The 21144-nt window shown below is 72.4% G+C and carries 20 protein-coding genes; 10 read left to right on the forward strand and 10 right to left on the reverse strand.

All coding sequences use genetic code 11. The features are described from left to right. Nucleotides 1–27: 27 nt before the first annotated feature. The 3 genes from GA0070608_RS16605 to GA0070608_RS16615 all read left to right on the forward strand — a co-directional run bounded on the left by GA0070608_RS16605 (nt 28) and on the right by GA0070608_RS16615 (nt 3731). Entirely contained in the window at nt 28–777 is a 750-nt protein-coding gene (locus GA0070608_RS16605) for a sugar isomerase domain-containing protein (RefSeq protein ID WP_091628998.1), read from the forward strand. A 235-nt stretch (nt 778–1012) separates the two neighbouring features. Then, nucleotides 1013–1516: a DUF6328 family protein gene (locus GA0070608_RS16610; RefSeq protein WP_091629000.1), complete on the forward strand. Its 504-nt coding sequence runs from the start codon at nt 1013–1015 to the stop codon at nt 1514–1516. Nucleotides 1517–1688: 172 nt separating this feature from the next. Then, nucleotides 1689–3731: an acyl-CoA dehydrogenase family protein gene (locus GA0070608_RS16615; RefSeq protein WP_425413251.1), complete on the forward strand. Its 2043-nt coding sequence runs from the start codon at nt 1689–1691 to the stop codon at nt 3729–3731. A 135-nt stretch (nt 3732–3866) separates the two neighbouring features. Here the strand turns inward: GA0070608_RS16615 and GA0070608_RS16620 are convergent, their stop codons facing one another. From GA0070608_RS16620 to GA0070608_RS16650, 7 genes are all read right to left on the reverse strand, one after another. Then, entirely contained in the window at nt 3867–4472 is a 606-nt protein-coding gene (locus GA0070608_RS16620) for a hypothetical protein (protein WP_091635289.1), read from the reverse strand. 174 nt (nt 4473–4646) lie between these two features. Further along, nucleotides 4647–5045, reverse strand: a complete 399-nt coding sequence (locus GA0070608_RS16625) for a Fur family transcriptional regulator (protein WP_091629002.1) — start codon at nt 5043–5045, stop codon at nt 4647–4649. Next, on the reverse strand, nt 5042–5341 hold the full coding sequence (locus GA0070608_RS16630; RefSeq protein ID WP_091629004.1) for an ArsR/SmtB family transcription factor: 300 nt from the start codon (nt 5339–5341) through the stop codon (nt 5042–5044). Before GA0070608_RS16630 ends, GA0070608_RS16625 begins: the two co-directional genes overlap by 4 nt. A 43-nt stretch (nt 5342–5384) precedes the next feature. Beyond that, complete coding sequence (locus GA0070608_RS16635; protein ID WP_091629006.1) at nt 5385–6251, reverse strand: metal ABC transporter permease; 867 nt, start codon at nt 6249–6251, stop codon at nt 5385–5387. 1 nt (nt 6252) lies between these two features. Continuing rightward, nucleotides 6253–7014 carry a metal ABC transporter ATP-binding protein gene (locus GA0070608_RS16640; RefSeq protein WP_091629009.1) on the reverse strand — a complete coding sequence of 254 codons (762 nt, stop codon included), beginning with the start codon at nt 7012–7014 and terminating at the stop codon, nt 6253–6255. Next, a complete protein-coding gene (locus GA0070608_RS16645) occupies nt 7011–7976 on the reverse strand; it encodes a metal ABC transporter substrate-binding protein (protein ID WP_091629012.1) in 966 nt (321 codons plus the stop codon). The genes GA0070608_RS16640 and GA0070608_RS16645 overlap by 4 nt, the downstream gene beginning before the upstream one ends. A 54-nt stretch (nt 7977–8030) precedes the next feature. After that, nucleotides 8031–8288, reverse strand: a complete 258-nt coding sequence (locus GA0070608_RS16650; protein ID WP_091629014.1) for a hypothetical protein — start codon at nt 8286–8288, stop codon at nt 8031–8033. Nucleotides 8289–8315: 27 nt separating this feature from the next. On the opposite strand from GA0070608_RS16650, the gene GA0070608_RS16655 reads away from it, so the two are divergent. From GA0070608_RS16655 to dusB, 4 genes are all read left to right on the forward strand, one after another. Further along, nucleotides 8316–8657 carry an antibiotic biosynthesis monooxygenase family protein gene (locus GA0070608_RS16655; RefSeq protein ID WP_091629016.1) on the forward strand — a complete coding sequence of 114 codons (342 nt, stop codon included), beginning with the start codon at nt 8316–8318 and terminating at the stop codon, nt 8655–8657. 123 nt (nt 8658–8780) lie between these two features. Then, nucleotides 8781–9254: a hypothetical protein gene (locus GA0070608_RS16660; protein ID WP_091629018.1), complete on the forward strand. Its 474-nt coding sequence runs from the start codon at nt 8781–8783 to the stop codon at nt 9252–9254. 115 nt (nt 9255–9369) lie between these two features. After that, nucleotides 9370–10749: a glycine--tRNA ligase gene (locus tag GA0070608_RS16665; RefSeq protein ID WP_091629020.1), complete on the forward strand. Its 1380-nt coding sequence runs from the start codon at nt 9370–9372 to the stop codon at nt 10747–10749. 60 nt (nt 10750–10809) lie between these two features. Then, nucleotides 10810–11982 carry a tRNA dihydrouridine synthase DusB gene (gene dusB / locus GA0070608_RS16670; protein ID WP_091629022.1) on the forward strand — a complete coding sequence of 391 codons (1173 nt, stop codon included), beginning with the start codon at nt 10810–10812 and terminating at the stop codon, nt 11980–11982. A 223-nt stretch (nt 11983–12205) separates the two neighbouring features. On the opposite strand, the gene GA0070608_RS16675 is transcribed toward dusB, so the two are convergent. Together GA0070608_RS16675 and GA0070608_RS16680 are read right to left on the reverse strand one after the other, a co-directional pair. Then, nucleotides 12206–12862: a C39 family peptidase gene (locus tag GA0070608_RS16675; protein WP_091629025.1), complete on the reverse strand. Its 657-nt coding sequence runs from the start codon at nt 12860–12862 to the stop codon at nt 12206–12208. An 861-nt stretch (nt 12863–13723) separates the two neighbouring features. Then, the gene (locus GA0070608_RS16680; protein ID WP_245715808.1) at nt 13724–15610 is read right to left on the reverse strand and encodes a beta-N-acetylhexosaminidase; all 1887 of its coding nucleotides are present in this window, start codon (nt 15608–15610) and stop codon (nt 13724–13726) included. 316 nt (nt 15611–15926) lie between these two features. On the opposite strand from GA0070608_RS16680, the gene ppdK reads away from it, so the two are divergent. Beyond that, the gene (ppdK, locus tag GA0070608_RS16685) at nt 15927–18662 is read left to right on the forward strand and encodes a pyruvate, phosphate dikinase (RefSeq protein ID WP_091629030.1); all 2736 of its coding nucleotides are present in this window, start codon (nt 15927–15929) and stop codon (nt 18660–18662) included. A gap of 184 nt (nt 18663–18846) precedes the next feature. Here the strand turns inward: ppdK and GA0070608_RS16690 are convergent, their stop codons facing one another. After that, on the reverse strand, nt 18847–19314 hold the full coding sequence (locus tag GA0070608_RS16690; protein WP_245715809.1) for a roadblock/LC7 domain-containing protein: 468 nt from the start codon (nt 19312–19314) through the stop codon (nt 18847–18849). 212 nt (nt 19315–19526) lie between these two features. On the opposite strand from GA0070608_RS16690, the gene GA0070608_RS16695 reads away from it, so the two are divergent. Together GA0070608_RS16695 and GA0070608_RS16700 are read left to right on the forward strand one after the other, a co-directional pair. Next, entirely contained in the window at nt 19527–19880 is a 354-nt protein-coding gene (locus GA0070608_RS16695) for a VOC family protein (RefSeq protein WP_091635292.1), read from the forward strand. After that, on the forward strand, nt 19877–21136 hold the full coding sequence (locus tag GA0070608_RS16700) for a deoxyguanosinetriphosphate triphosphohydrolase (protein ID WP_091629034.1): 1260 nt from the start codon (nt 19877–19879) through the stop codon (nt 21134–21136). Before GA0070608_RS16695 ends, GA0070608_RS16700 begins: the two co-directional genes overlap by 4 nt. Nucleotides 21137–21144: the final 8 nt, after the last annotated feature.

Consider the following 21144-nt stretch of genomic DNA (forward strand, 5'->3'; position numbering starts at 1 on the left):
CGGAGGTACGACATGGACGGAGCAGACATGACGGTGAGCGCCGAGGACTTCCTGGCCGTGGTGACCGCCACGATGAACCAGGTGGCCGAGAGCCAGCGTGCGGCGGTGGGGCTGGCCGCCGACCTGATCGCCGAGGCGGTACGCGCCGACGGCGTGGTCCACGCGTTCGGCACCGGCCACTCCGAGGCGCTGGCCATGGAGATCGCCGGGCGGGCCGGCGGGCTGGTCCCGACCAACCGGATCGCCCTGCGGGATCTGGTGCTTCTCGGCGGTGCCCCGGCGGACACGCTCGGGCCACTGTTGGAACGCGATCCGTCGGTGGCGCACCGCCTCTACGAGTTGGCCCCGGTCAGCCCCCGGGACGTATTCGTGCTCGCCTCCAACTCGGGCGTGAACGGCGCGATGGTGGAGTTCGCGTCGCTGGTCAAGGAGAAGGGGCACGGGCTGGTCGCGATCACCTCGACGCGGCACTCCGGGCAGATGACCTCGCGTCACCCGTCGGGCCGTAAGCTCGCCGACTTCGCCGACGTGGTGCTCGACAACGGCGCCCCGTACGGCGACGCGACGCTGCCGTTGCCCGGCGGCGGCGCGGTCGGCGCGGTCTCGTCGATCACCGCGGCGCTGCTGGCGCAGCAGATCACGGTCGAGGTGGTGGCCCGACTGCTGGCTGCGGGGGAGCGGCCCCCGGTCTACCTGTCGGCCAACATCGCCGGGGGCGACGAGCACAACAACGCCCTGGAGGCCCGGTACGCGGGCCGCATCCGGCGTGGCTCCTGACGGTCGGGAGCTGGCCGGATCCGGGTGACTCCTGACGGTCCGGAGCGGGCCGCATCCGGCGCGGCTCCTGACGGTCGGGCGCGTTGACGGCGGCAACCGCAGCCCTCGGCGCATCCGCGCGGAACCGGGTGCCAGGCAGTGACGTGAGTCGGTTTCGCGCGTCGGCCGTTGGGGCATCAGCGATGCTGCCGCCGGCCGCCCCCCGCCGGCAGTACCGTCTGACCGGAGGTAGCGCGTGTCCAAGGAAACCGAGAAGCAGCGTTGGCAGCGAAACTTCGCCGACCTGCTCCAGGAGTTGCGGGTCGCCCAGACCGGCGTGCAGATCCTCTTCGCCTTCCTGCTCACCCTGCCGTTCAGCAACGGCTTCACCCGTACCAGCGCGTTCCAGAAGGACGTCTACATCGTCGCGTTGCTGGCGGCGGCCGCCGCCACCGCGATGATCATTTCTCCGGTGGCGTTCCACCGCGCGCTGTTCCGGCAGGGCCGCAAGCCGGAGCTGGTCCGGTTCGCCCACCGGATGGCCAGTGGCGGTCTGGCCTTCATGCTGATCGCCATGGTCAGCGCGGTGTTGCTGATCACCGACTTCGTGCTGGACCGTGGCATCGCCATGGTGCTCAGCGGCCTCACCGCGCTCTGGTTTCTCACCTTCTGGGTGTTCCTGCCGTTCTCCCGGCGCAACTGGGGTGAGGACGACGTCGACGACGACGAAGACGAGGAGCCGCGGTCCCTCGGCGACTGACAACTGTCGATCAAGTTCGATATTTACCGAACGCTACCCCTGGGTAACACCCGGGGGTAGCGTGCTGTTTGTCGAGCACGTTGACGCATCCGGACCGAGGTTCGAGGGGGCCGCCGTGACCACGACACATAACAGCCGACCCACACCCGACGGCTCAGGCGACGACCAGCCAGTGCCGACCGCTGCCGACCAGACCGCGGCGACCGCCACCGACCAGCCGGCGACGAGCGCCGCCGGGCAACCCACGGCGACCGCCGCTGAAGGCCCGCGCACGGCCGGCGCGGCCGGGCCGCTGCCGACGGAGGCGGGGCAGGTGTCCGAGAAGGAGGCCCGCCAGGTCGCCGAGGCGGCCCGGGAGTCCTCCTGGGACCGTCCCAGCTTCGGCAAGGAACTCTTCCTCGGCCGGTTCCGGCTCGACCTGATCGACCCCTGGCCTCGCTCCGACCCGGCGGACGTCGCCCGCGCCGACGAGTTCCTCGGCCGGTTCCGCGAGTTCCTCACCGCCGAGGTGGACGGTGCGGCCATCGAGCGGGACGCGTCCATCCCGGACGAGGTGTTCCAGGGCCTGGCCCGGCTCGGCGCGTTCGGCATGAAGATCGACCGGACGTACGGCGGGCTCGGACTGAGCAACCTGCACTACTGTCGGGCGCTCATGCTGGCCGGCTCGGTCAGCCCGGCGATCGGCGCGCTGCTCTCGGCACACCAGTCCATCGGGGTGCCGCAGCCGTTGAAGATGTTCGGCACCGCCGAGCAGAAGCAGCGTTTCCTGCCCCGGCTCGCCGCCGGTGAGGTGTCCGCGTTCCTGCTCACCGAGCCGGACGTCGGCTCCGACCCGGCCCGGCTGGCCACCATCGCCGAGCCCACGCCCGACGGCACCGGCTACCGGCTCGACGGCGTGAAGCTCTGGGCCACCAACGGCACCGTCGCCACCCTGCTCGTGGTGATGGCCCGGGTGCCCGCAGCTGAGGGGCGTCGCGGCGGGATCACCGCCTTCGTCGTCGAGGGAGACACCGAGGGCATCACGGTGGAACGGCGCAACGAATTCATCGGCCTGCGTGGCCTGGAGAACAGTCTGACCCGCTTCCACGACGTCTTCGTACCGAAGGAGAACGTCATCGGCGGCGAGGGCAAGGGCCTGAAGATCGCGCTGACCACCCTGAACACCGGGCGGCTGTCGCTGCCGGCCATGTGCGTCGGCGCCGGCAAGTGGGCGTTGAACGTGGCCCGGGAGTGGGCCGTCGACCGGGTGCAGTGGGGGCGGCCGGTGGGCGAGCACGAGGCGGTGGCCCAGAAGCTCTCCTTCATCGCCGCGACGACGTACGGCATGGAGACCATGCTGGATCTCTGCTGCCTGCTCGCCGACGACGACCGCAACGACATCCGTATCGAGGCGGCGCTGGTCAAGCTCTACGCCAGCGAGATGGCCTGGAAGATCGCCGACGAGCTGGTCCAGATCCGGGGCGGTCGCGGCTACGAGACGGCCGACTCGCTCGCCGCGCGGGGCGAGCGACCGGCCGCCGTCGAGCAGCTGCTGCGTGACCTGCGGATCAACCGCATCTTCGAGGGCTCCACCGAGATCATGCATCTGCTCATCGCCCGGGAGGCGGTCGACGCGCACCTGTCGGTCGCCGGCGACATCATCGACCCGGACGCCGGGCTCGGCCGCAAGGCGAAGGCCGGGGCGCGGGCCGGCGCCTTCTACGCGAGGTGGTTGCCCACCCTGGCCGTCGGCCGGGGACAGCGCCCGTCGGCGTACGCCGAGTTCGGCCCGCTCGCCGGTCACCTGCGGCAGGTGGAGCGTGCCTCGCGCAAGCTGGCCCGGTCCACGTTCTACGCGATGTCCCGGTGGCAGGGGAAGATGGAGCGCAAGCAGGCGTTCCTCGGCCGGGTGGTGGACATCGGCGCGGAGTTGTTCGCGATGTCCGCGGTCTGCGTCCGGGCCCACGCCGAGCGGGAGGACCGGCCCGAGAACGTGGAACTGGCCGACCTGTTCTGCCGGCAGGCCCGGGTCCGGGTCGACGCGCTCTTCACCGCCCTGTGGGACAACACCGACTCCGTCGACACGGCCGCCGCGAAGCGGATCCTGGCCGGACGCTACGCCGCCCTGGAGGACGGTGTGGTCACCCCCGCCGACGACCTGCCCTGGGTGGCCCGCTGGTCGCCCGGCCCGTCCACCGCCGACGACGTCCGCCGCCGCATCCCGCCCGTGCGGTGACGCCCCGGTGCCGGGCCGGTCCGTGATCGGTCCGGCACCGGCCGCCGGGTGGCCGCCCGGTCGTTGAGCAGTCGGGACGACAACTCCCGCGGCCACGCCCGTTCCGGTGGCCGGTGGGTGACGGACACCCGTGTCTCAGCGACCGCCCCGCAGGCCGAGTTGGCGCAGCTCCAGCGCGGCCAGCGCGTCGACGGTGGCGTCGTCGCCGCGCCGCCACGCCTCGGCCACGTCGGGCGCGATCCGGGTCAGCCGTCCCAGCGGCTGGGTGGCCAGCGCGCGCAGGGCGAGCAGGTCCCGGCCGGCGGGGGCGGCGGCCAGCTTCGCGGCCGAGCCGGCCCGGCGCATCCAGCGCACCCGCAGCGGCAACCAGCCGAGGAGCACCAGGCCGAGCGGGAAGACGAGCACGGCGACGGCCAGCGCGAGGGCGAGCTGGTCGACCAGCTCCTGCTGGTCGCGTCCCGCCTCGGCCAGCGAGCGGGCGGCCCCGGCGGCCCGCTCGAACGGCGCGGTCAGCTCGTCGCCGACCAGCGGCACCCGGCCGACCTTGCCACCCGCCTCGGCCAGGTTGTCGGCCAGCCCGCCGCCGGCCCCCTCCATCTTCTGTCCGGGTACGGCGAGCTTCTGGACCAGGTCGTGTAGCCACAGCGCGCCGCGGATCGCGCCGTACACCCAGGCGACGACGAGCAGGTCGGTGATCAACTGTCGGACGGCGGTCGGGAAACGATCGGCGTAGATCTTCACGTCGGACAGCGTGCCACGCGCGGCCGTCTCCGGCATGCGGCCCGAACGGCCGGCGCTACCGCCGAACGCGGGGCGGACCGGCAGGCGGAACCGAGGCCGGGCGGACCACCGTCGGCGCCGTCGCACGACGCGGGGTGGATCAGCGGCGGAGCGACGGCCCGCCGCCGGGCGGGCTCAGGCGGCGCAGGCCGGGCAGGTGCCGAAGATCTCCAGGGTGTGGCTGACGTCGGCGTAGCCGTGCTTCGCCGCCACCCGCTCGGCCCAGGTCTCCACCGTCGGCCCGGCCACCTCCACGGTGCGGCCGCAGGCCCGGCAGACCAGGTGATGGTGGTGGCCCTCGCTGCACCGGCGGTAGAGGTGCTCGCCGCCCGGCGGGCGCATCACGTCGATCTCGCCCGAGTCGGCGAGCCCCTGGAGCGTGCGGTAGACGGTGGTCAGCCCGACCCGCTCGCCGCGTTCGCGAAGCATGGCGTGCAGGTCCTGCGCGCTGTGGAAGCCCGCCAACTCGGCGAGCAACGCGCTCACGGCTGAGCGCTGCCGGGTGTTGCGGACCGTGGCACCCGTCATGGTCATGATCCCTCCCCGGCGTGGCTCACCGCGTCGGCCACGATGTGTGCGACGTGCTCGTCGACCAGCGCGTACGCGATCTCGCGACCCCGCCGGGAGCCGCGCACCACGCCGGCGCCCCGCAGCACCCGCAGGTGCTGGGAGACCAGCGGCTGCGCGGCGCCGAGCTTGTCGACCAGCTCGTGCACGCAGCGCTCGCCCTCGGCGAGCTCGCTGACGATGGCCAGCCGAATCGGCGCCGAGAGGGCACGCAGCAGCTCGCTCGCACCCTCGAAGGCCTCGTAGCCTGATCCGTCGGTCACCCCGTAACGATAACCAATCCCACCGACACGCCGCTGACCAGGATCAGTGGAGCACGACCTCGTGCGGCTCGGGCGTGGGAGTGTCGGCCGGGGTGCGCCGTCGGCGCAGCACCCGCCACGCCGCGCCGAGGACCGCGACCACCCCGAACGAGGCGATCGCCATCAGCACCACCGAGGCGCCGGGGGCGGTGTCGGCGTTCGCCGCCACCCAGACGCCGGAGCCGGCGGCGAAGAGCCCGAGTGCCATCGCCGCCGCCATCGTGCTCCGGAACCCCCGGGTCACCTGCTGCGCGGTGGCCACCGGCACCACCATCAGCGCGCTGATCAGCAGCACCCCGACGGCCCGCATCGCGATGGTCACGGTGACCGCGGTGGACACGGCGAGCAGCATGTTGAGCGTGCGCACCGGCAGGCCGGAGACCCGGGCGTACTCCTCGTCGTGGCAGACCGCGAACAGGGCCGGGCGCAGCGCCAGCATGGTCACCCCGATCGCCGCGCCGAGCACCGCGATGGTGGTCAGGTCCTGCGGGGAGATCGTGGTCAGCGACCCGAACAGGTAGGCGTTCAGGTTGGCGCTGGTGCTGTCGGAGAGCCCGACCAGCGTCACGCCGCCCGCGATGCCGCCATAGAAGAGCAGAGCCAGGGCCAGGTCGCCGGAGGTGCGCCCGCGGGCGCGGACCAGCTCGATGGTGATCGCGCCGAGGGTCGCCACGACCACCGCGACGAGCACCGGAGAGCGGTTGAGCAGCAGGCCCGCGCCGACGCCGGTGAGCGCCACGTGCCCCACCCCGTCGCCGATCAGGGCGAGCCGCCGCTGCACCAGATAGATGCCGAGCGCCGGGGCGGCCAGGCCGATGACCAGCGCCCCGATCAGGGCCCGCTGCATGTAGGGGTACTGGAAGAGTTCCATCTCAGCTGCTCCACAGCCCGGCGGGCTCGTCGGGACCGTGCGGGTGCACGTGGTCGTGGTCGGGCTCCGCGTGGTGGCCGGCGGGCTCGGGCACCGCACCGTCGTGGCAGATCCCACCCTGGTGTACGACGACCGCGCGGCTGATCAGCGGACGCAGCGGCCCGAGTTCGTGGGCGACCAGCAGCACCGTGCCGCCGCCGGCCACGAAGTCGTGCAGCGCCTTGGCGAACGCCTCCTGGCTGGCCACGTCGACCCCGGCGGTCGGCTCGTCGAGGACGAGTAGTTCCGGCTCGCCGGCCAGCGCCCGGGCGATCAGGGTGCGCTGCTGCTGCCCACCGGAGAGGGTGCCGACCGGGTCGCGGGCCCGGTCGGCGAGCCCGACCGCCTCCAGCGCGGCGGTCACCGCCGCCCGGTCCGCCGCGCCGGCGGGACGCAGCACGCCCCGCCGGGCGAGCCGGCCGGAGGCCACCACCTCGCGGACGGTGGCCGGTACGCCGCTGCCGGCGCCGAGGCGCTGCGGGACGTACCCGATGCGGTGCCACTGCCGGAAGCGGCGCAGTGGGCGGTCGAAGAGGGTGACCGACCCGGAGCTGAGCGGCACCAGACCGAGTGCGGCGCGAATCAGGGTGGACTTGCCGGAGCCGTTGGCGCCGAGCACCGCGACCACCTCGCCGGCGGTCACGGTCAGCGAGACGTCGCGCAGCACGGGGCGGCCGTCGTAGCCGACCACCCCGTTGGTGACGGTGATGACCGGGGTCGTCATGAGCAGCTCAACGCCGTCCGCAGGGTCTCGAGGTTGGTACGCATCACCGAAAGGTAGTTGCCGCCGTCGGTCGACAGCCCTTCCAGGGGATCCAGTACCGCGGTCTTCGCGCCGACCGTGGCGGCGATGGTCTCGGCCACCTTCGGGCTGACCAGCGTCTCGAAGAAGATCGTGGTGGCCTTGTGCTTCCGGGCCTCCTCGATCACCTCGGCCAGGCGCTGCGGGGCGGGCTCGTTCTCCGGGCTGAGCCCGGTGATGCCGACCTGCTCCAGCTGGTAGCGCTCGGTCAGGTAGCCGAAGGCGGTGTGGCTGACCACGATCTCCCGCCGCTGGCAGGTCTTCAGCCCGGCGGTGAACTCGGCGTCCAGCTTCTCCAGCTCGGCGCGCAGCGACCCGGCCCGGGCGGTGTAGTCGGCGGCGTGGTCTGGATCGGCCTGGCCGAGCCGTTCGGCGAGCTTGTCGCCGACCGTGGCCAGGCGGGTCGGGTCCAGCCAGAGGTGCGGGTCCTTGGCACCGCCCTCCGCAGCCTTGCTCGGCTCCTCGGGGTGGGCGTGCTCCTCGCCCTCGTGGTCGTGGCCGCCCGCGGCGGCGTCCATCAGCGGCTGCACGGTCGACACGTCGAACACGCGGTCCTTGGCGTTCTGCTCGACGGCCTCGTCCAGCGCCGGCTGGAAGCCCTTGAGAAGGATGACCAGCTCCGCCTCGACGACCTGGCCGACCTGGCGCGGGTTCAGCTCCAGGTCGTGCGGCTCCGCCCCGGGCTTGACCAGGTTGGTCACCTTCACCGCGTCGCCGCCGATGCGCTCGGTGAGGAACTGCAACGGGTAGAAGGCGGCCACCACGTCGACCCGCTGCGGGTCGGCGCCGGCCGCGCCGTCGTCGGCGCAGGCCGCGACACCGCCCAGGGCGAGCAGGGCGGTGGTGGCGGCGGCCAGGGTGCGCGGGGCGGAGCGGATGTTCATGCCATGAACTGTCCGCGACAACGATAATGATTGTCAAAAACGCATGCTTGCATGTCAGAGCAGCTTTGCCAGCCCCGCGGTGACCAGCAGGGTGAGCGCGACCAGCCGGATGATCCGGGTCGGCGTCGTCTGGACCGACCAGGTGGTGACCAGCAGCGCGGCGACGGCCGCGGCGAGCAGCAGGGTGAACAGGCCACCGACCACGCCGGGAGTGAAGAACGCGACCAGCACCAGCACCAGGGTGACCAGGAACACCGTCGTCGGGTTCGCCCGGGCCAGCCGGGCCGGCAGGGGGCTCTGCGTACGCTGCATTCCACAGACTCTACGAGGAGGAACCCCGTGCTGGTGACAAACCGGTTCGTGGTGGACGTCGATGTCACCGACGAGTTCACCGAGCGGGCGCACGCCGCCCTCACCGCGCTCGCGGCCCGCCCCGGTTACCTGCGCGGCCAACTGGTCCGGGCGCTGGACGACCCCCGCCACTGGTGCCTGGTCACCGAATGGGAGTCGGTCGGCACCTACCGGCGGGCCCTGGGCGGCTTCGACGTCAAGATCACTGCGGTGCCGCTGCTCGCCGAGTCGGTCGACGAACCGTCGGCGTACGAGGCACTCGCCAACGCCGCCCCGGGCGGGGACGTGGTCGTCGCCGCCAGCGATCGGGCCGCAGGTCCTTACCGCTGAGCCCGTGGGCACTACATTGCACTCATGACCGCTCCCGGACCGGCGACCCCGCCGTACCCTCCGCCACCCGGCCCGCAGGGGGCACAGCCGCCCGCCGTGCCCGGTCCGCCGGCGGACCCGGGCGTGCCCACCCCGCCGGCCGGACCGGGAGTCTCCCCGCCGTTCGCGGCGCCACCCACCGAGGGCCGAAACACCCGGCTCTGGCTCGGGCTGGGCGCCGGCGCGCTCGCCGTGCTGCTCTGCTGCGGCGGCGGCGGCGCAGCCGTGGTGGGCCTGGTCGTGACCGGGGTGCAGGCCATCCGCGAGCAGGGGCGCACCGTCTCCACCGACTACTACCGGGCGCTCGTCGAGCGGAAGTACGGCGCGGCGTACGACCAGCTCTGCGACGACGCGCAGCGGCGCGAGTCACGCCGGGAGTTCGAGCGCCGGGTGGCCGCCGAGCCGCAGATCGCCACCTTCCGGGTGGGCGACGTGGACACCGTCTCCCTCACCGTGCCGGTGGACGTGACCTACTCGGGCGGCCGGCAGGACCGGCAGGAGGTCACCCTCGGGCAGGACCAGCAGACCGGCGGCATGGAGGTGTGCGGGGTGAGCTGACCCGCCCCCGGTATTCTGCTGGGCCCGGGGCGGTACGGGTCGTACCGTTGTCCCGAACTGTTCCTTTCCATCCTCACCACGTCCCCGCCGACCGCCAGTCGGCGTAGGAGGAAACATGCCAGCCGACCGTATCGACGCCGTCGTCAGCCTCGCCAAGCGCCGAGGCTTCGTCTTCCCCTCCAGCGAGATCTACGGAGGTACCCGGTCGGCGTGGGACTACGGTCCGCTCGGCGTGGAGCTGAAGGAGAACGTCCGCCGGCAGTGGTGGAAGACGATGGTCCAGCAGCGCGACGACGTGGTCGGCCTCGACTCCGCCGTGATCCTGGCCCGCGACGTCTGGGCCGCCTCCGGCCACCTGGACGCCTTCGTCGACCCGCTGACCGAGTGCCAGTCGTGCCACAAGCGGTTCCGGGCCGACCACCTGGAAGAGGCGTACGAGGCCAAGCACGGCAAGCCGCCGGCCTCGCTGACCGAGCTGAACTGCCCCAACTGCGGCAACAAGGGCACCTTCACCGAGCCGAAGATGTTCAACGGCCTGATGAAGACCTTCCTCGGCCCCGTCGAGAGCGAGGAGGGCATGCACTACCTGCGGCCCGAGACCGCCCAGGGCATCTTCGTCAACTACAAGAACGTGGAGACGGTCGCCCGCAAGAAGCCGCCGTTCGGCATCGCGCAGACCGGCAAGTCGTTCCGCAACGAGATCACCCCGGGCAACTTCATCTTCCGCACCCGCGAGTTCGAGCAGATGGAGATGGAGTTCTTCGTCGAGCCGGGCTCGGACGAGCAGTGGCACGACTACTGGCTCTCCGAGCGCTGGAACTGGTACATCGACCTGGGCCTGTCCGAGGAGAACCTGCGCTTCTACGAGCACCCGAAGGAGAAGCTCTCCCACTACTCGAAGCGCACCGTCGACATCGAGTACCGCTTCCAGTTCGGCGGCACCGAGTTCGCGGAGCTGGAGGGCGTCGCCAACCGCACCGACTTCGACCTCACCACGCACAGCAAGCACTCCGGCGTCGACCTGTCGTACTTCGACCAGGCCAAGGGCGAGCGCTGGATGCCGTACGTCATCGAGCCGGCCGCCGGCCTCACCCGCGCGGTGCTGGCCTTCCTGCTCGAGGCGTACGACGAGGACGAGGCGCCGAACACCAAGGGCGGCGTGGACAAGCGCACGGTGATGCGCTTCGACCCGCGGCTGGCCCCGGTCAAGGTGGCGGTGCTGCCGCTGTCGCGCAACGAGGCGCTCTCGCCGAAGGCGAAGGGCCTCGCCGCCGACCTGCGCAAGCGCTGGGTGGTGGAGTTCGACGACTCGCAGGCGATCGGCCGCCGCTACCGCCGTCAGGACGAGATCGGCACCCCGTTCTGCGTCACCGTCGACTTCGACACCCTGGACGACAACGCGGTGACCGTGCGGAACCGGGACACCATGGCCCAGGAGCGCATCGCGCTGGACCAGGTCGAGCGCTACCTGATCGAGCGCCTTCCCGGCTGCTGAGCTGCTGCGGGGCCCGGCCGGCGTGGAAACACGGCAGTCGGGGCCCCGTACACTTGTCCGGTGACCGCTTCGACCGCGACCGCACTGCGCCCGTTGACCATCGGGCGGCACGAGGTGTGGCCGCCGGTGGTGCTCGCGCCGATGGCCGGCATCACCAATGTCGGCTTCCGGCAGCTCTGCCGGGAACAGGGCGGCGGCATCTACGTCTGCGAGATGATCACCACCATCGCGCTGGTCGAGCGGAACCCGAAGACGCTGCGCATGATCGCGTTCGGCGACGACGAGCGGCCCCGCAGCCTCCAGCTCTACGGCACCGATCCCGAGATCACCGCCGCCGCCGTGCGGATCGTGGTCGAGAAGGACCTCGCCGACCACATCGACCTCAACTTCGGCTGCCCGGTGCCCAAGGTCACCCGTAAGGGCGGCGGCTCGGCGCTGCCGTGGCGGCGCCGGCTCTTCGCGCGGCTGGTCAGGGCCGCGGTGGAAGCCGCGTCGCCCGCCGGGGTGCCGGTCACGGTCAAGATGCGCAAGGGCATCGACGACGACCACCTGACGTACGTCGAGGCGGGCCTCGCCGCCCAGGATGCCGGCGTGGCGGCGGTGGCCCTGCACGGGCGTACGGCCGCGCAGCGCTACTCCGGCACCGCGGACTGGGACGCCATCGCCACCCTCAAGCAGGCCCTCGATGTGCCGGTGCTCGGCAACGGTGACATCTGGGAGGGCGACGACGCGCTGCGGATGGTGGCGCACACCGGCGTCGACGGGGTGGTCGTCGGCCGTGGCTGCCTGGGCCGGCCGTGGCTCTTCGCCGACCTGGAGGCCGCCTTCGAGGGCCGTCCGGATCGCCGCCTGCCGAACCTCGGCGAGGTGGCCCGGACCATGCGCCGGCACGCCGAACTGTTGGTCGACCAGTTCACCGCCGGCTCCCGTACTCCTGCCCGGGGCGAGCGGGACGGCTGCACCGACTTCCGCAAGCACGTCGCCTGGTATCTCAAGGGCTTCCCGGTCGGCAGCGAGTTGCGCCGGGAACTGGCGATGATCGAGAGTCTGGCCCAGCTCGACGACCTGCTCGGCAAGCTGGACCCGACCGAGCCCTTCCCGATCGCCACGCTGGGCCAGCCGCGCGGTCGTACCAACTCACCCGGCAAGGTCTTCCTGCCCGAGGGCTGGCTGGCCAGCCGCGACGACGACACCGTTCCCGAGGGCGCCGAGCTGGCCGACTCCGGCGGCTGAGCCCCGGTTCGCGCGGCCGGACCGGCCCTACCCGGCCAGGTCCCCGGCAATCGGCCCTGCCCGGCCAGCGGTCCCCGGTACGGCCGACGGGCAGCGCCGTTGCGGTCTCGGAGTGCGGTTCCTTGCGTGCTGCCCCCATCGGTGACGGCGAGCAGGAAGAGACGACGAAAGGGCCGGCCCCTTGTGGGGGTCGGCCCTTGTCGTAGGTGCTGCGTGTGGTGGGTCAGGAGGTGTAGCCGCGGGTGGCGATCCAGTCGGCGAGGTTGTCGACGTTCATCCGGTAGGAGGCCTGGTTGGGGTCGGCCGAGTCGGAGATCGTCACGGTGTTGCCGTTGTCGCGGTAGCCGACGACGCTGATGTAGTGGCCGCCTTCGAAGGAGTGGGTGGTGCCGTCGGTGTCGGTGGCGGTGCCGGCGATGTTGGCGACCACGGCGTGGCCCTCGTCGACGGCCTTGACGATGTCGGTGCGTAGGGTGTCGGTCTGCTTGTCGTCGGCCTTGGGCTCGCGGATCTCCACGGAGCGGTAGGCGTCCTTGCCGGTTTCCTTGTTCAGGACGGGGGTGATGTCGTTGATGGAGTTGGTGCCGGCTTCGGTGGTGCCCATTCGCTTGGCCATGGCGTCGACGTCGATGTTCTTGCCCTGCACGCTCAGGGCGTTGCGGGCGGCGGCGGGGCCGCAGTAGAAGAAGTTCGGCTGGGCCTCGTAGCGGACGTCGAGTTCCCGCTCGCTGTTCTTGCGGTCCTGGCTGACCGACACCGGCTTGCCCTCGGTGGGGGTGGGGGCGGCGTGGGCGGCGGTGATGGGGCCGGCGATGGCGCCGCCGGTGAAGGCGAGCCCGGCGGCGGTCAGGGCGGTCTTGCGGAAGATGTCGGTACGCATGATGACAGCACCTTTCGATCGGGGGTACGGCACACGCGGGGGAGCGGTGTGTCGCGAAAGGGGGGTGTCGGAAGGGATCGCTCCGGCGGCGGGGCCTGCTCGGGGCGTCGGGGTGTCTCAACGACCGGGCTCGGCAATCCATTCCGCCGGCCGGTCGGGCCACCGTGGCACGGGGAGCGGGGAGCGCCGTGGGTATGCCATGTTCAACGACCCGGGCCGGCCCACGATTCCGCCGTCCGGGTGGTGCCGGTCACGGGACGCCGCCGACCTGGAGGGGACATCTGGGCGCGCACCGGACGACGCGAAACGGACACTCGGCGCATTCTTCGCCTGATCCGCCGCCGTCGGTCATCGCGTGAGCATGGTGCGGTGAGCGCCTGTCGAGCTGATGGCGTAAACGATTCAGTAGTGATGTCCCGTCCGTCCCGGATTCGGCGGGCGGCGGCGAGTGGCCCGTGCCGGAAGGGCAGCGTGGGTCGTCTACGACATCAGCTTGAGTGCTCCGGTGATCAGGACGCCATGGACGTTACCCGGCCGTCGTAGGGTCCATGGCGTCCTGATCACCGTTGCGTGGGCCGTGCGGCGTTCGTCGATTGCGTCAGTGGCAAGGCGGACAAGTCGCGTCCGTCGGGAGACGCGGCACCGACCAGAGTCGTACGGCGGTGGCAACAGTAGGACCGATCACTCGGTCGGCGAGCGGGAGGAACCCGCCCGGGCTGCCCGCCGGGTGCGTGCCCCGTGGGGAGTCGGGCGGACGGACGCGGAGACATACTCGTGCTAGTGGGTCCGTGCCCCGGTGGGAAATCGGGCGGACGGGACGCGGAGACACGTTCGCGCCAATAGGGCCCGTGCCCGCGGGAGTCAGGCGGACGGGGTGGGCACGGCAACCTCCTCGGGGCCGGGCTGGGTGGGGATCGTCGCCGGGGAGCCGGCGGGAGCCGGCCGTCCTGCCGGCCAGGGGATCTCCGGCGAGCGGTGGAAGGCGATGCCGGCGGCGGTCCAGCGTGGGCCGTGCCCGGCCAGCCGGCCGCGGAACCCGGCCCAGTCGTGCGTCGCACGGGGTGACCAGCCCAGCTCGGCGAGCGCGGGCAGGCGCGGGAAGATCATGAACTCGACCTCGGCCAGGGAGGTGATGGACTCGGTCCACAGCGGTGCCTCCACCCCGAGCACCGCGTCGGCGGGCACGTCGGTCAGGTGGGCACCGGGGTCCCAGTCGTACGCCCGGGGCAGGTCGATCAGGCCGGCCCAGTCGTGCCCGATGGGAGTGTCCGGGGCGTACTTCATGTCGAGGTAGGCGTGGTTGGCGGGGGAGAGGACGACCCGCGCGCCCCGCTGTACGGCGTCTGCCGTGACCGGGTCGTCGCCCGTGGTGCCCCACCATTGGAGCACCCGCCCCTCGGCGTGTGCGGCGGGCGCGATCTGGTGCCAGCCCACCACCGTCCTGCCGGTGTCGGCGACGATGCGCTGGGCCCGCTCGACGAAGTCCGCGTACGTGTCGGGGCGCACCTTGAACGCCTCGTCGCCTCCGATGTGCAGCCACGGCCCGGGGGTGAGCGCCGCGATCTCGGCCAGCACGTCGGCGACGAACTCGTACGTCCGCTCGCTGGTCGGGTCGACGTAGCTGAAGCCGACCTCGGTGCCGGTGTACGGCGGCGGCGCGACGCGGTCCGGGGCCAGTTCGCCGTACGCGCTCAGCGCCGCGTGGGTGTGCCCCGGCAGGTCGATCTCCGGCACCACGGTGACGTGCCGTTCGGCGGCGTAGGCCACGATCCGCCGGTAGTCGTCGCGGGTGTAGTGCCCGCCCGGCCCTCCGCCCACCTCGTTCGCCCCGCCGACCTCGGCCAGCCGGGGCCAGGAGTCGACCGCGATCCGCCAGCCCTGGTCGTCGGTGAGGTGCAGGTGCAGGTGGTTGAGCTTGTAGCGGGCCAGGTGGTCGATCACCCGCAGCACGTCCGGTACGCCGAAGAAGTGCCGGGCCACGTCGAGCATCGCGCCCCGGTAGGGGAACCGGGGCCGGTCGGTGATCGACCCGCCGGGCAGTGTCCAGCGCTCGGCGACCGGCGTCGGGCTCTCGATGGCCGGGGGCAGGAGTTGCCGCACCGTCTGTGCGCCGAAGAAGAGCCCGGCCGGGGTGGCGGCCTCGATCCGTACCCCGTCGGACGTCACCTCCAGCCGGTAGCCCTCGCGGCCGAGGTCGTCGGAGTCGACCAGCGCCAGGGTGATGCCGCCGGCCGGGTCTGGCCGGGCGGCGTCGGTCACCGGCAGCGGGTGCCCGGTTGCTGGTCGGAGCAGGGCGGCGAGCTGCCCGGCGACCGTGCGGGCGGCGGCGTCGGCGCTCACCCGGATCACCGCGTCGGCGGTGAGCACGAAATCGGCGTCCGGGACCGGCGTGACCCGCTCCGGGGCGGGCACGACGTCGCCCAGCCGGGTCCGGGCCGGCAGGGTGGGCAGGTCGTCGGCGGTCGGGGCCAGCCGGGGTGACTGATCGTCGGCGGTCCGGGTCGGTAGCGCGGGCAGGTCGTCGGCGGTCCGGGCCGGTAGCGCGGGCAGGTCTTCGGCGGTCCGGGCCGGGGCGGCGAGCAGGTCGCCGGCGGCCCGGGTCGCCGCCCGGGCGAGCTCGGCGGCGGCCGGTTCGTGGCCGGGTAGGTCGGGGTGGCCGGGTAGGTCGGGGTGCCTGGCCGACCGCTCGTTCGCGGGGGCGCGGGACGGGTCGAGCGGCTCCGGGTCGGCGGTGGGCGCGGTGGGCACGGCATCGGCTCCGAAGGGTGTATTTACGACGGTTATGGCAAAGGTCAGGTTCACCGAAAAGCGTGTGGTCAAGACTACGAGGCAGGGCCGGAATTGCGTGATCGTGCGCATGGAAGCGTTCCCAAAAACCGGTACGAACACGGATAGTCGTGATGGCTGTGCCTATTGTCACCGAACGGTCCCAGGCCGCGCGAAGTTCGCTTAGCCTTCGCCCACCGACCGGCTCGGCATCGGGATTACCGGTGGCCCGCCCCGGGGTACTGGGAGCAACTGAACCTTCGTTAAGTGTCGGACCGGCGCGCGTGGGAGGGCTCTGGTGGCAACGCAAGAGACGGTGGAACACAAGTACGTCTACGCCTTCGCCGAGGGCAACAAGGACCTCAAGGACCTGCTCGGCGGCAAGGGGGCCAACCTGGCCGAGATGACCAATCTCGGCCTGCCGGTCCCACCGGGCTTCACGATCACCACGGAGGCCTGCAAGGCGTACCTCGCCACCGGGGCGGAGCCCGACGGCCTGGCCGACCAGATCGCCGCGCACCTCGCGTCGCTGGAGCAGGCGATGGGCAAGCGCCTCGGTGACCCGGAGGACCCGCTGCTGGTCTCCGTCCGCTCCGGCGCCAAGTTCTCCATGCCCGGCATGATGGACACCGTCCTCAACGTCGGACTCAACGACCGCAGCGTCCAGGGGCTCGCCCGGCAGGCCGGCGGCTCGGGCGAGCAGTCCACCCCCGGCGGCGCGGACCGGTTCGCCTGGGACTCCTACCGCCGCCTGATCCAGATGTTCGGCAAGACGGTGTGCGAGGTGCCGGGCGAGGAGTTCGAGCACGCGCTCGACGACGTCAAGCGGGCCAAGGGCACCCACAACGACCTCGACCTCGACGCCGACGACCTGCGAGGGCTGGTCGACGCGTACAAGAAGATCTTCTCCAAGCACACCGGGCGGGAGTTTCCGCAGGAGCCGCGCGAGCAGCTCGACCTGGCCATCCGCGCGGTCTTCGAGTCGTGGAACGCCGAGCGCGCGGTGCTCTACCGCCGACAGGAGCGGATCCCGGCCGAACTCGGCACCGCGGTCAACGTGGTGGCGATGGTCTTCGGCAACCTCGGCCCGGACTCCGGCACCGGCGTCGCGTTCACCCGCGACCCCGCCAGCGGCGCCCAGGGCATCTACGGCGACTACCTGGCCAACGCGCAGGGCGAGGACGTGGTCGCGGGCATCCGCAACACCGTGCCGTTGCAGGACCTGGAGCGGCTGGACAAGCAGTCCTACGACGACCTGCTCGGCATCATGGCCCGGCTGGAGGGCCACTACAAGGACCTCTGCGACATCGAGTTCACCATCGAGCGCGGCAAGCTCTGGATGCTCCAGACCCGGGTCGGCAAGCGCACCGCCGCCGCGGCGTTCGTCATCGCCGGGCAACTCGTCGACGAGGGCCTGATCGACCTCGACGAGGCGTTGCACCGGGTCAACGGCGCGCAACTGGCGCAGCTGATGTTCCCGCGGTTCCGGCTCGACCACGAGTTCCAGCCGGTGGCGAAGGGCATCGGGGCGTCGCCGGGCGCGGCGTCGGGCAAGGTGGTCTTCACCTCCGCCCGCGCGGTCGAACTGGCCGCCGAGGGGGAGTCGGTGATCCTGGTCCGCCGGGAGACCAACCCCGACGACCTCAACGGCATGATCGCCGCCCAGGGCATCCTCACCTCCCGCGGCGGCAAGACCAGCCACGCCGCCGTGGTGGCGCGGGGCATGGGCAAGACCTGCGTCTCCGGTGCCGACGAGATCGAGGTCAACGTCCCGCAGCGCAGGTTCGTCGTCGCCGGGCAGACGGTCGTCGAGGGCGACGTCGTCTCCGTCGACGGCACCACCGGCAAGGTCTACCTCGGCGAGGTGCCCGTCATGCCGTCGGAGGTGGTGCAGTACTTCGAGGGCAGCCTCGACCCCGAGCACGTCGACAACGCGCTGGTCCGGGCCGTACACCGGATCATGTCGCACGCCGACGCCCGGCGGCGGCTGGCCGTACGCACGAACGCCGACACCGGCGCGGACGCCGCCCGGGCCCGGCGCTTCGGCGCGGAGGGCATCGGCCTCTGCCGCACCGAGCACATGTTCCTCGGCGACCGGCGTGAGCTGGTCGAGCGGCTGATCCTGGCCCGCGACAACGCCGAGCGGGAGGCCTCGCTGGCCGCGTTGCTGCCGTTGCAGCGGGCGGACTTCGAGGAGATCTTCCGGGAGATGGACGGGATGCCCGTCACCGTCCGGCTGATCGACCCGCCGCTGCACGAGTTCCTGCCCCCGCTGGAGCAGCTCGCGGTCAACGTGGCGGTCGCCCAGGAACGCGGCGAGGACGTCGCCCAGGAGGAGGCGCTGCTCGCCGCCGTCCGGCGGATGCACGAGGAGAACCCGATGCTGGGTCTGCGTGGCGTCCGCCTCGGCCTGGTCATCCCCGGCCTGTTCGCCATGCAGGTCCGGGCGATCGCGGAGGCCGCGGTCACCGTCACCCGCGGCGGTGCGGTGGCCAGACCGGAGATCATGGTCCCGCTGGTCGGCGCGGTGCAGGAGCTGGAGACGGTCCGCGCCGAGGCTGAGAAGATCATCGCCGAGGTGGTCGGGGACAGCGGCGTCGAGGTGTTGATCGGCACGATGATCGAGGTGCCCCGGGCGGCCCTGACCGCTGGTCAGATCGCCGAGGCGGCAGAGTTCTTCTCCTTCGGCACCAACGACCTGACCCAGATGGGTTGGGGCTTCTCCCGCGACGACGTCGAGGGTGCGTTCTTCTGGCGCTACCTGGAGCTGGGCATCTTCGGCATCTCGCCGTTCGAGTCGATCGACCGCGACGGGGTGGGCCGGCTGGTGCGGATCGCCGCGGAGGAGGGCCGGGCGGCCCGGCCGGGGCTGAAGCTCGGGGTCTGCGGCGAACACGGCGGCGATCCGGATTCGGTGCACTTCTTCCACGAGGTCGGCCTGGACTACGTGTCCTGCTCGCCCTTCCGGGTGCCCGTCGCCCGACTGGAGGCCGGCCGCGCGGCGGTCGAGACGGACGGCTCCGACAGCCGCTGACGCGGAGGATGCGACAGGCCGGCGGCGGACCCGGGGGAGCAGGTCCGCGGCCGGCCTGTCGTGGGGCGGGCGGCCCGTGCGGGCAGAGCCGCACGGCAGCGGCCCGACCTGTGCGGGCGGGCCGCTGCCGTGGGCGCGGAGCCGTACGCCCGGCTCCGCGTGACCGATTCCCGGGACCGACCGCTCAGATCGGCGGGCGGCGCCAGGCGTGGGGGGTGACGCGCCGGGGGAGCCGGCCGGCCGAGGTGCGGGCCATGAGTGCGGCGTGCGCCTCGGGCACCGGCGTCGCCCCGATCCGGCGGTGGGTGTCCAACATCGAGCCGGTGCGCCGGGCCACCGCCCGCGCGTCGGCGTGCAACTCCTCCAGGTCGGCGCCGGCATCGGCGACCAGGGTCAGCAGGGCGTTGCGCCCAGCGGGGTAGGTGACGACCGCGCCGGTCGAGGTGCGGACCACCGATTCCCGGAACTCGCCGTGCCGCACCGTGTCGGCCACCCGGTGGCCGAGGCCGAAGCTGGCCGCCGCGAGCGCCGCCAGGTGCGTGGCGTCCGTCGCCGGCAGGTCGCTGGAGATCAGCAGGCCGTCCGTGCCGGCCAGCACCGTGCCCGTCACCTCGGGGCGGCGCCAGCGCAGCCCCTGCAATTCCGTTCCCATCATCGTGTCCGTGTCCACGGGTGTCACTCCCACCGTCGGGCCCTCAGTCTGGTCACGTTCCGCGCCGGGAACGCTACCGCCGGCCACGCCGGACCGCGATCCCGTAACCGTCGGCGATCGGCCGACAACTCTCAACTGTTCGGAGGTTGCGCGGTCGCCAGGCCCACACCGGCGGCGAGCCGTCCGCGGCGCGCGGGCGTAACCTGATCAGCATGAGCAGCGCCTGGGAGAGCCTGACCGTCGACGCCCGGGACCCCGCCCGGCTCGCCCGCTGGTGGGCCGAGGCGCTGGGCTACCAGGTGGTGAACGAGCAACCGGACGAGGTGGAGATCCGCCGGTCCGCCGACCACCTGCCGGGCGTCGTCTTCGTGCCGGTCGCCGACGACAAGACGACCAAGAACCGGCTCCACATCGACCTGCGCCCCGACGACCAGGAGGCCGAGGTCGAGCGGCTGGTCGACATGGGGGCCCGGCACGTCGACGTGGGGCAGGGCGACCTCGGGTGGACCGTGCTGGCCGATCCGGAGGGCAACGAGTTCTGTGTGCTGCGGCAGCGTGAGGATTGAGCGTCCACACCGGGACGGATGATCCGGACGTCGCCCGCCGGGTCGGCGAACCGCCGAAGGACACCGGGTACGGGCGGTCGGCGTACGAGCGGGACCGCGCCCGGGTGCTGCACTCGGCGGCGTTCCGGCGGCTCGCCGCGAAGACCCAGGTGCACACGGCCGGCACCGACGACTTCCTGCGTACCCGGCTGACCCACTCGCTGGAGGTCGCGCAGATCGCCCGGGAGATGGGGGCCCGGCTGGGCTGCGACCCGGACGTGGTGGACACGGCCGGGCTCGCCCACGACCTCGGGCACCCGCCGTTCGGGCACAACGGCGAGGACGCGCTGGACGACCTCGCCGCCGGGTGTGGCGGCTTCGAGGGCAACGCGCAGACGCTGCGGGTGCTGACCCGGCTGGAGGCCAAGGTGGTCGCCCCGGACGGCACGTCCGCCGGCCTCAACCTGACCCGCGCCTCGCTCGACGCGGTCAGCAAGTATCCGTGGCCCCGCCGCCGGGGGCAGCGCAAGTTCGGGGTGTACGACGACGACCTCCCGCTCTTCGCCTGGCTGCGCGCCGGTGGCCCGGGTGGCGACCGGCGCTGCCTGGAGGCGCAGGTGATGGACTGGGCCGACGACGTCGCGTACTCGGTGCACGACGTCGAGGACGGCATCCACGGTGGATACGTGACGCTGCGTCCGCTGCTGCGTGATCCGCAGGAGCGGGCCGCCCTCTGCGCCGACGTCGCCGCCACCTACTCCGGCGAGTCCCCGGCCGACCTCGGGGAGGTGCTGCTGGAGCTGCTCGACGATCCGGTGCTCGCCCCGCTGGCCGGGTACGACGGCAGCCACCGCGCGCAGGCCGCGTTGAAGGCGACCACCAGCGTGCTGACCGGCCGCTTCGTCTCTACCGTGGTGGCGGCCACGCAGGAACGTCACGGCCCGGGTCCGCACCGCCGGTACGCCGCCGACCTGGTGGTGCCCCGGCGGATCCGGGCGCGGTGCGCGCTGCTCAAGGGCATCGCCCTGCGGTACGTGATGCGTCGCCCCGGCGCGGGGGACCGCTACCGGCGGCAGCGGGAGGTCCTGGCCGAGCTGGTGCACGCCCTGGCCGATCGGGCGCCGGACGGGTTGGATCCCGTCTTCGCCCCGCTGTGGTCGGCCGCGCCGGACGACGCGGCCCGGCTCCGGGTGGTTGTCGACCAGGTCGCCTCGCTGACCGACCCGGCAGCCGTCGCCTGGCACGCACGGGTGGTACGCGGTGCGGGGCGCGGTTAACCGCCGGC

The sequence above is a fragment of the Micromonospora peucetia genome (assembly GCF_900091625.1).
Lineage (GTDB): Bacteria > Actinomycetota > Actinomycetes > Mycobacteriales > Micromonosporaceae > Micromonospora > Micromonospora peucetia.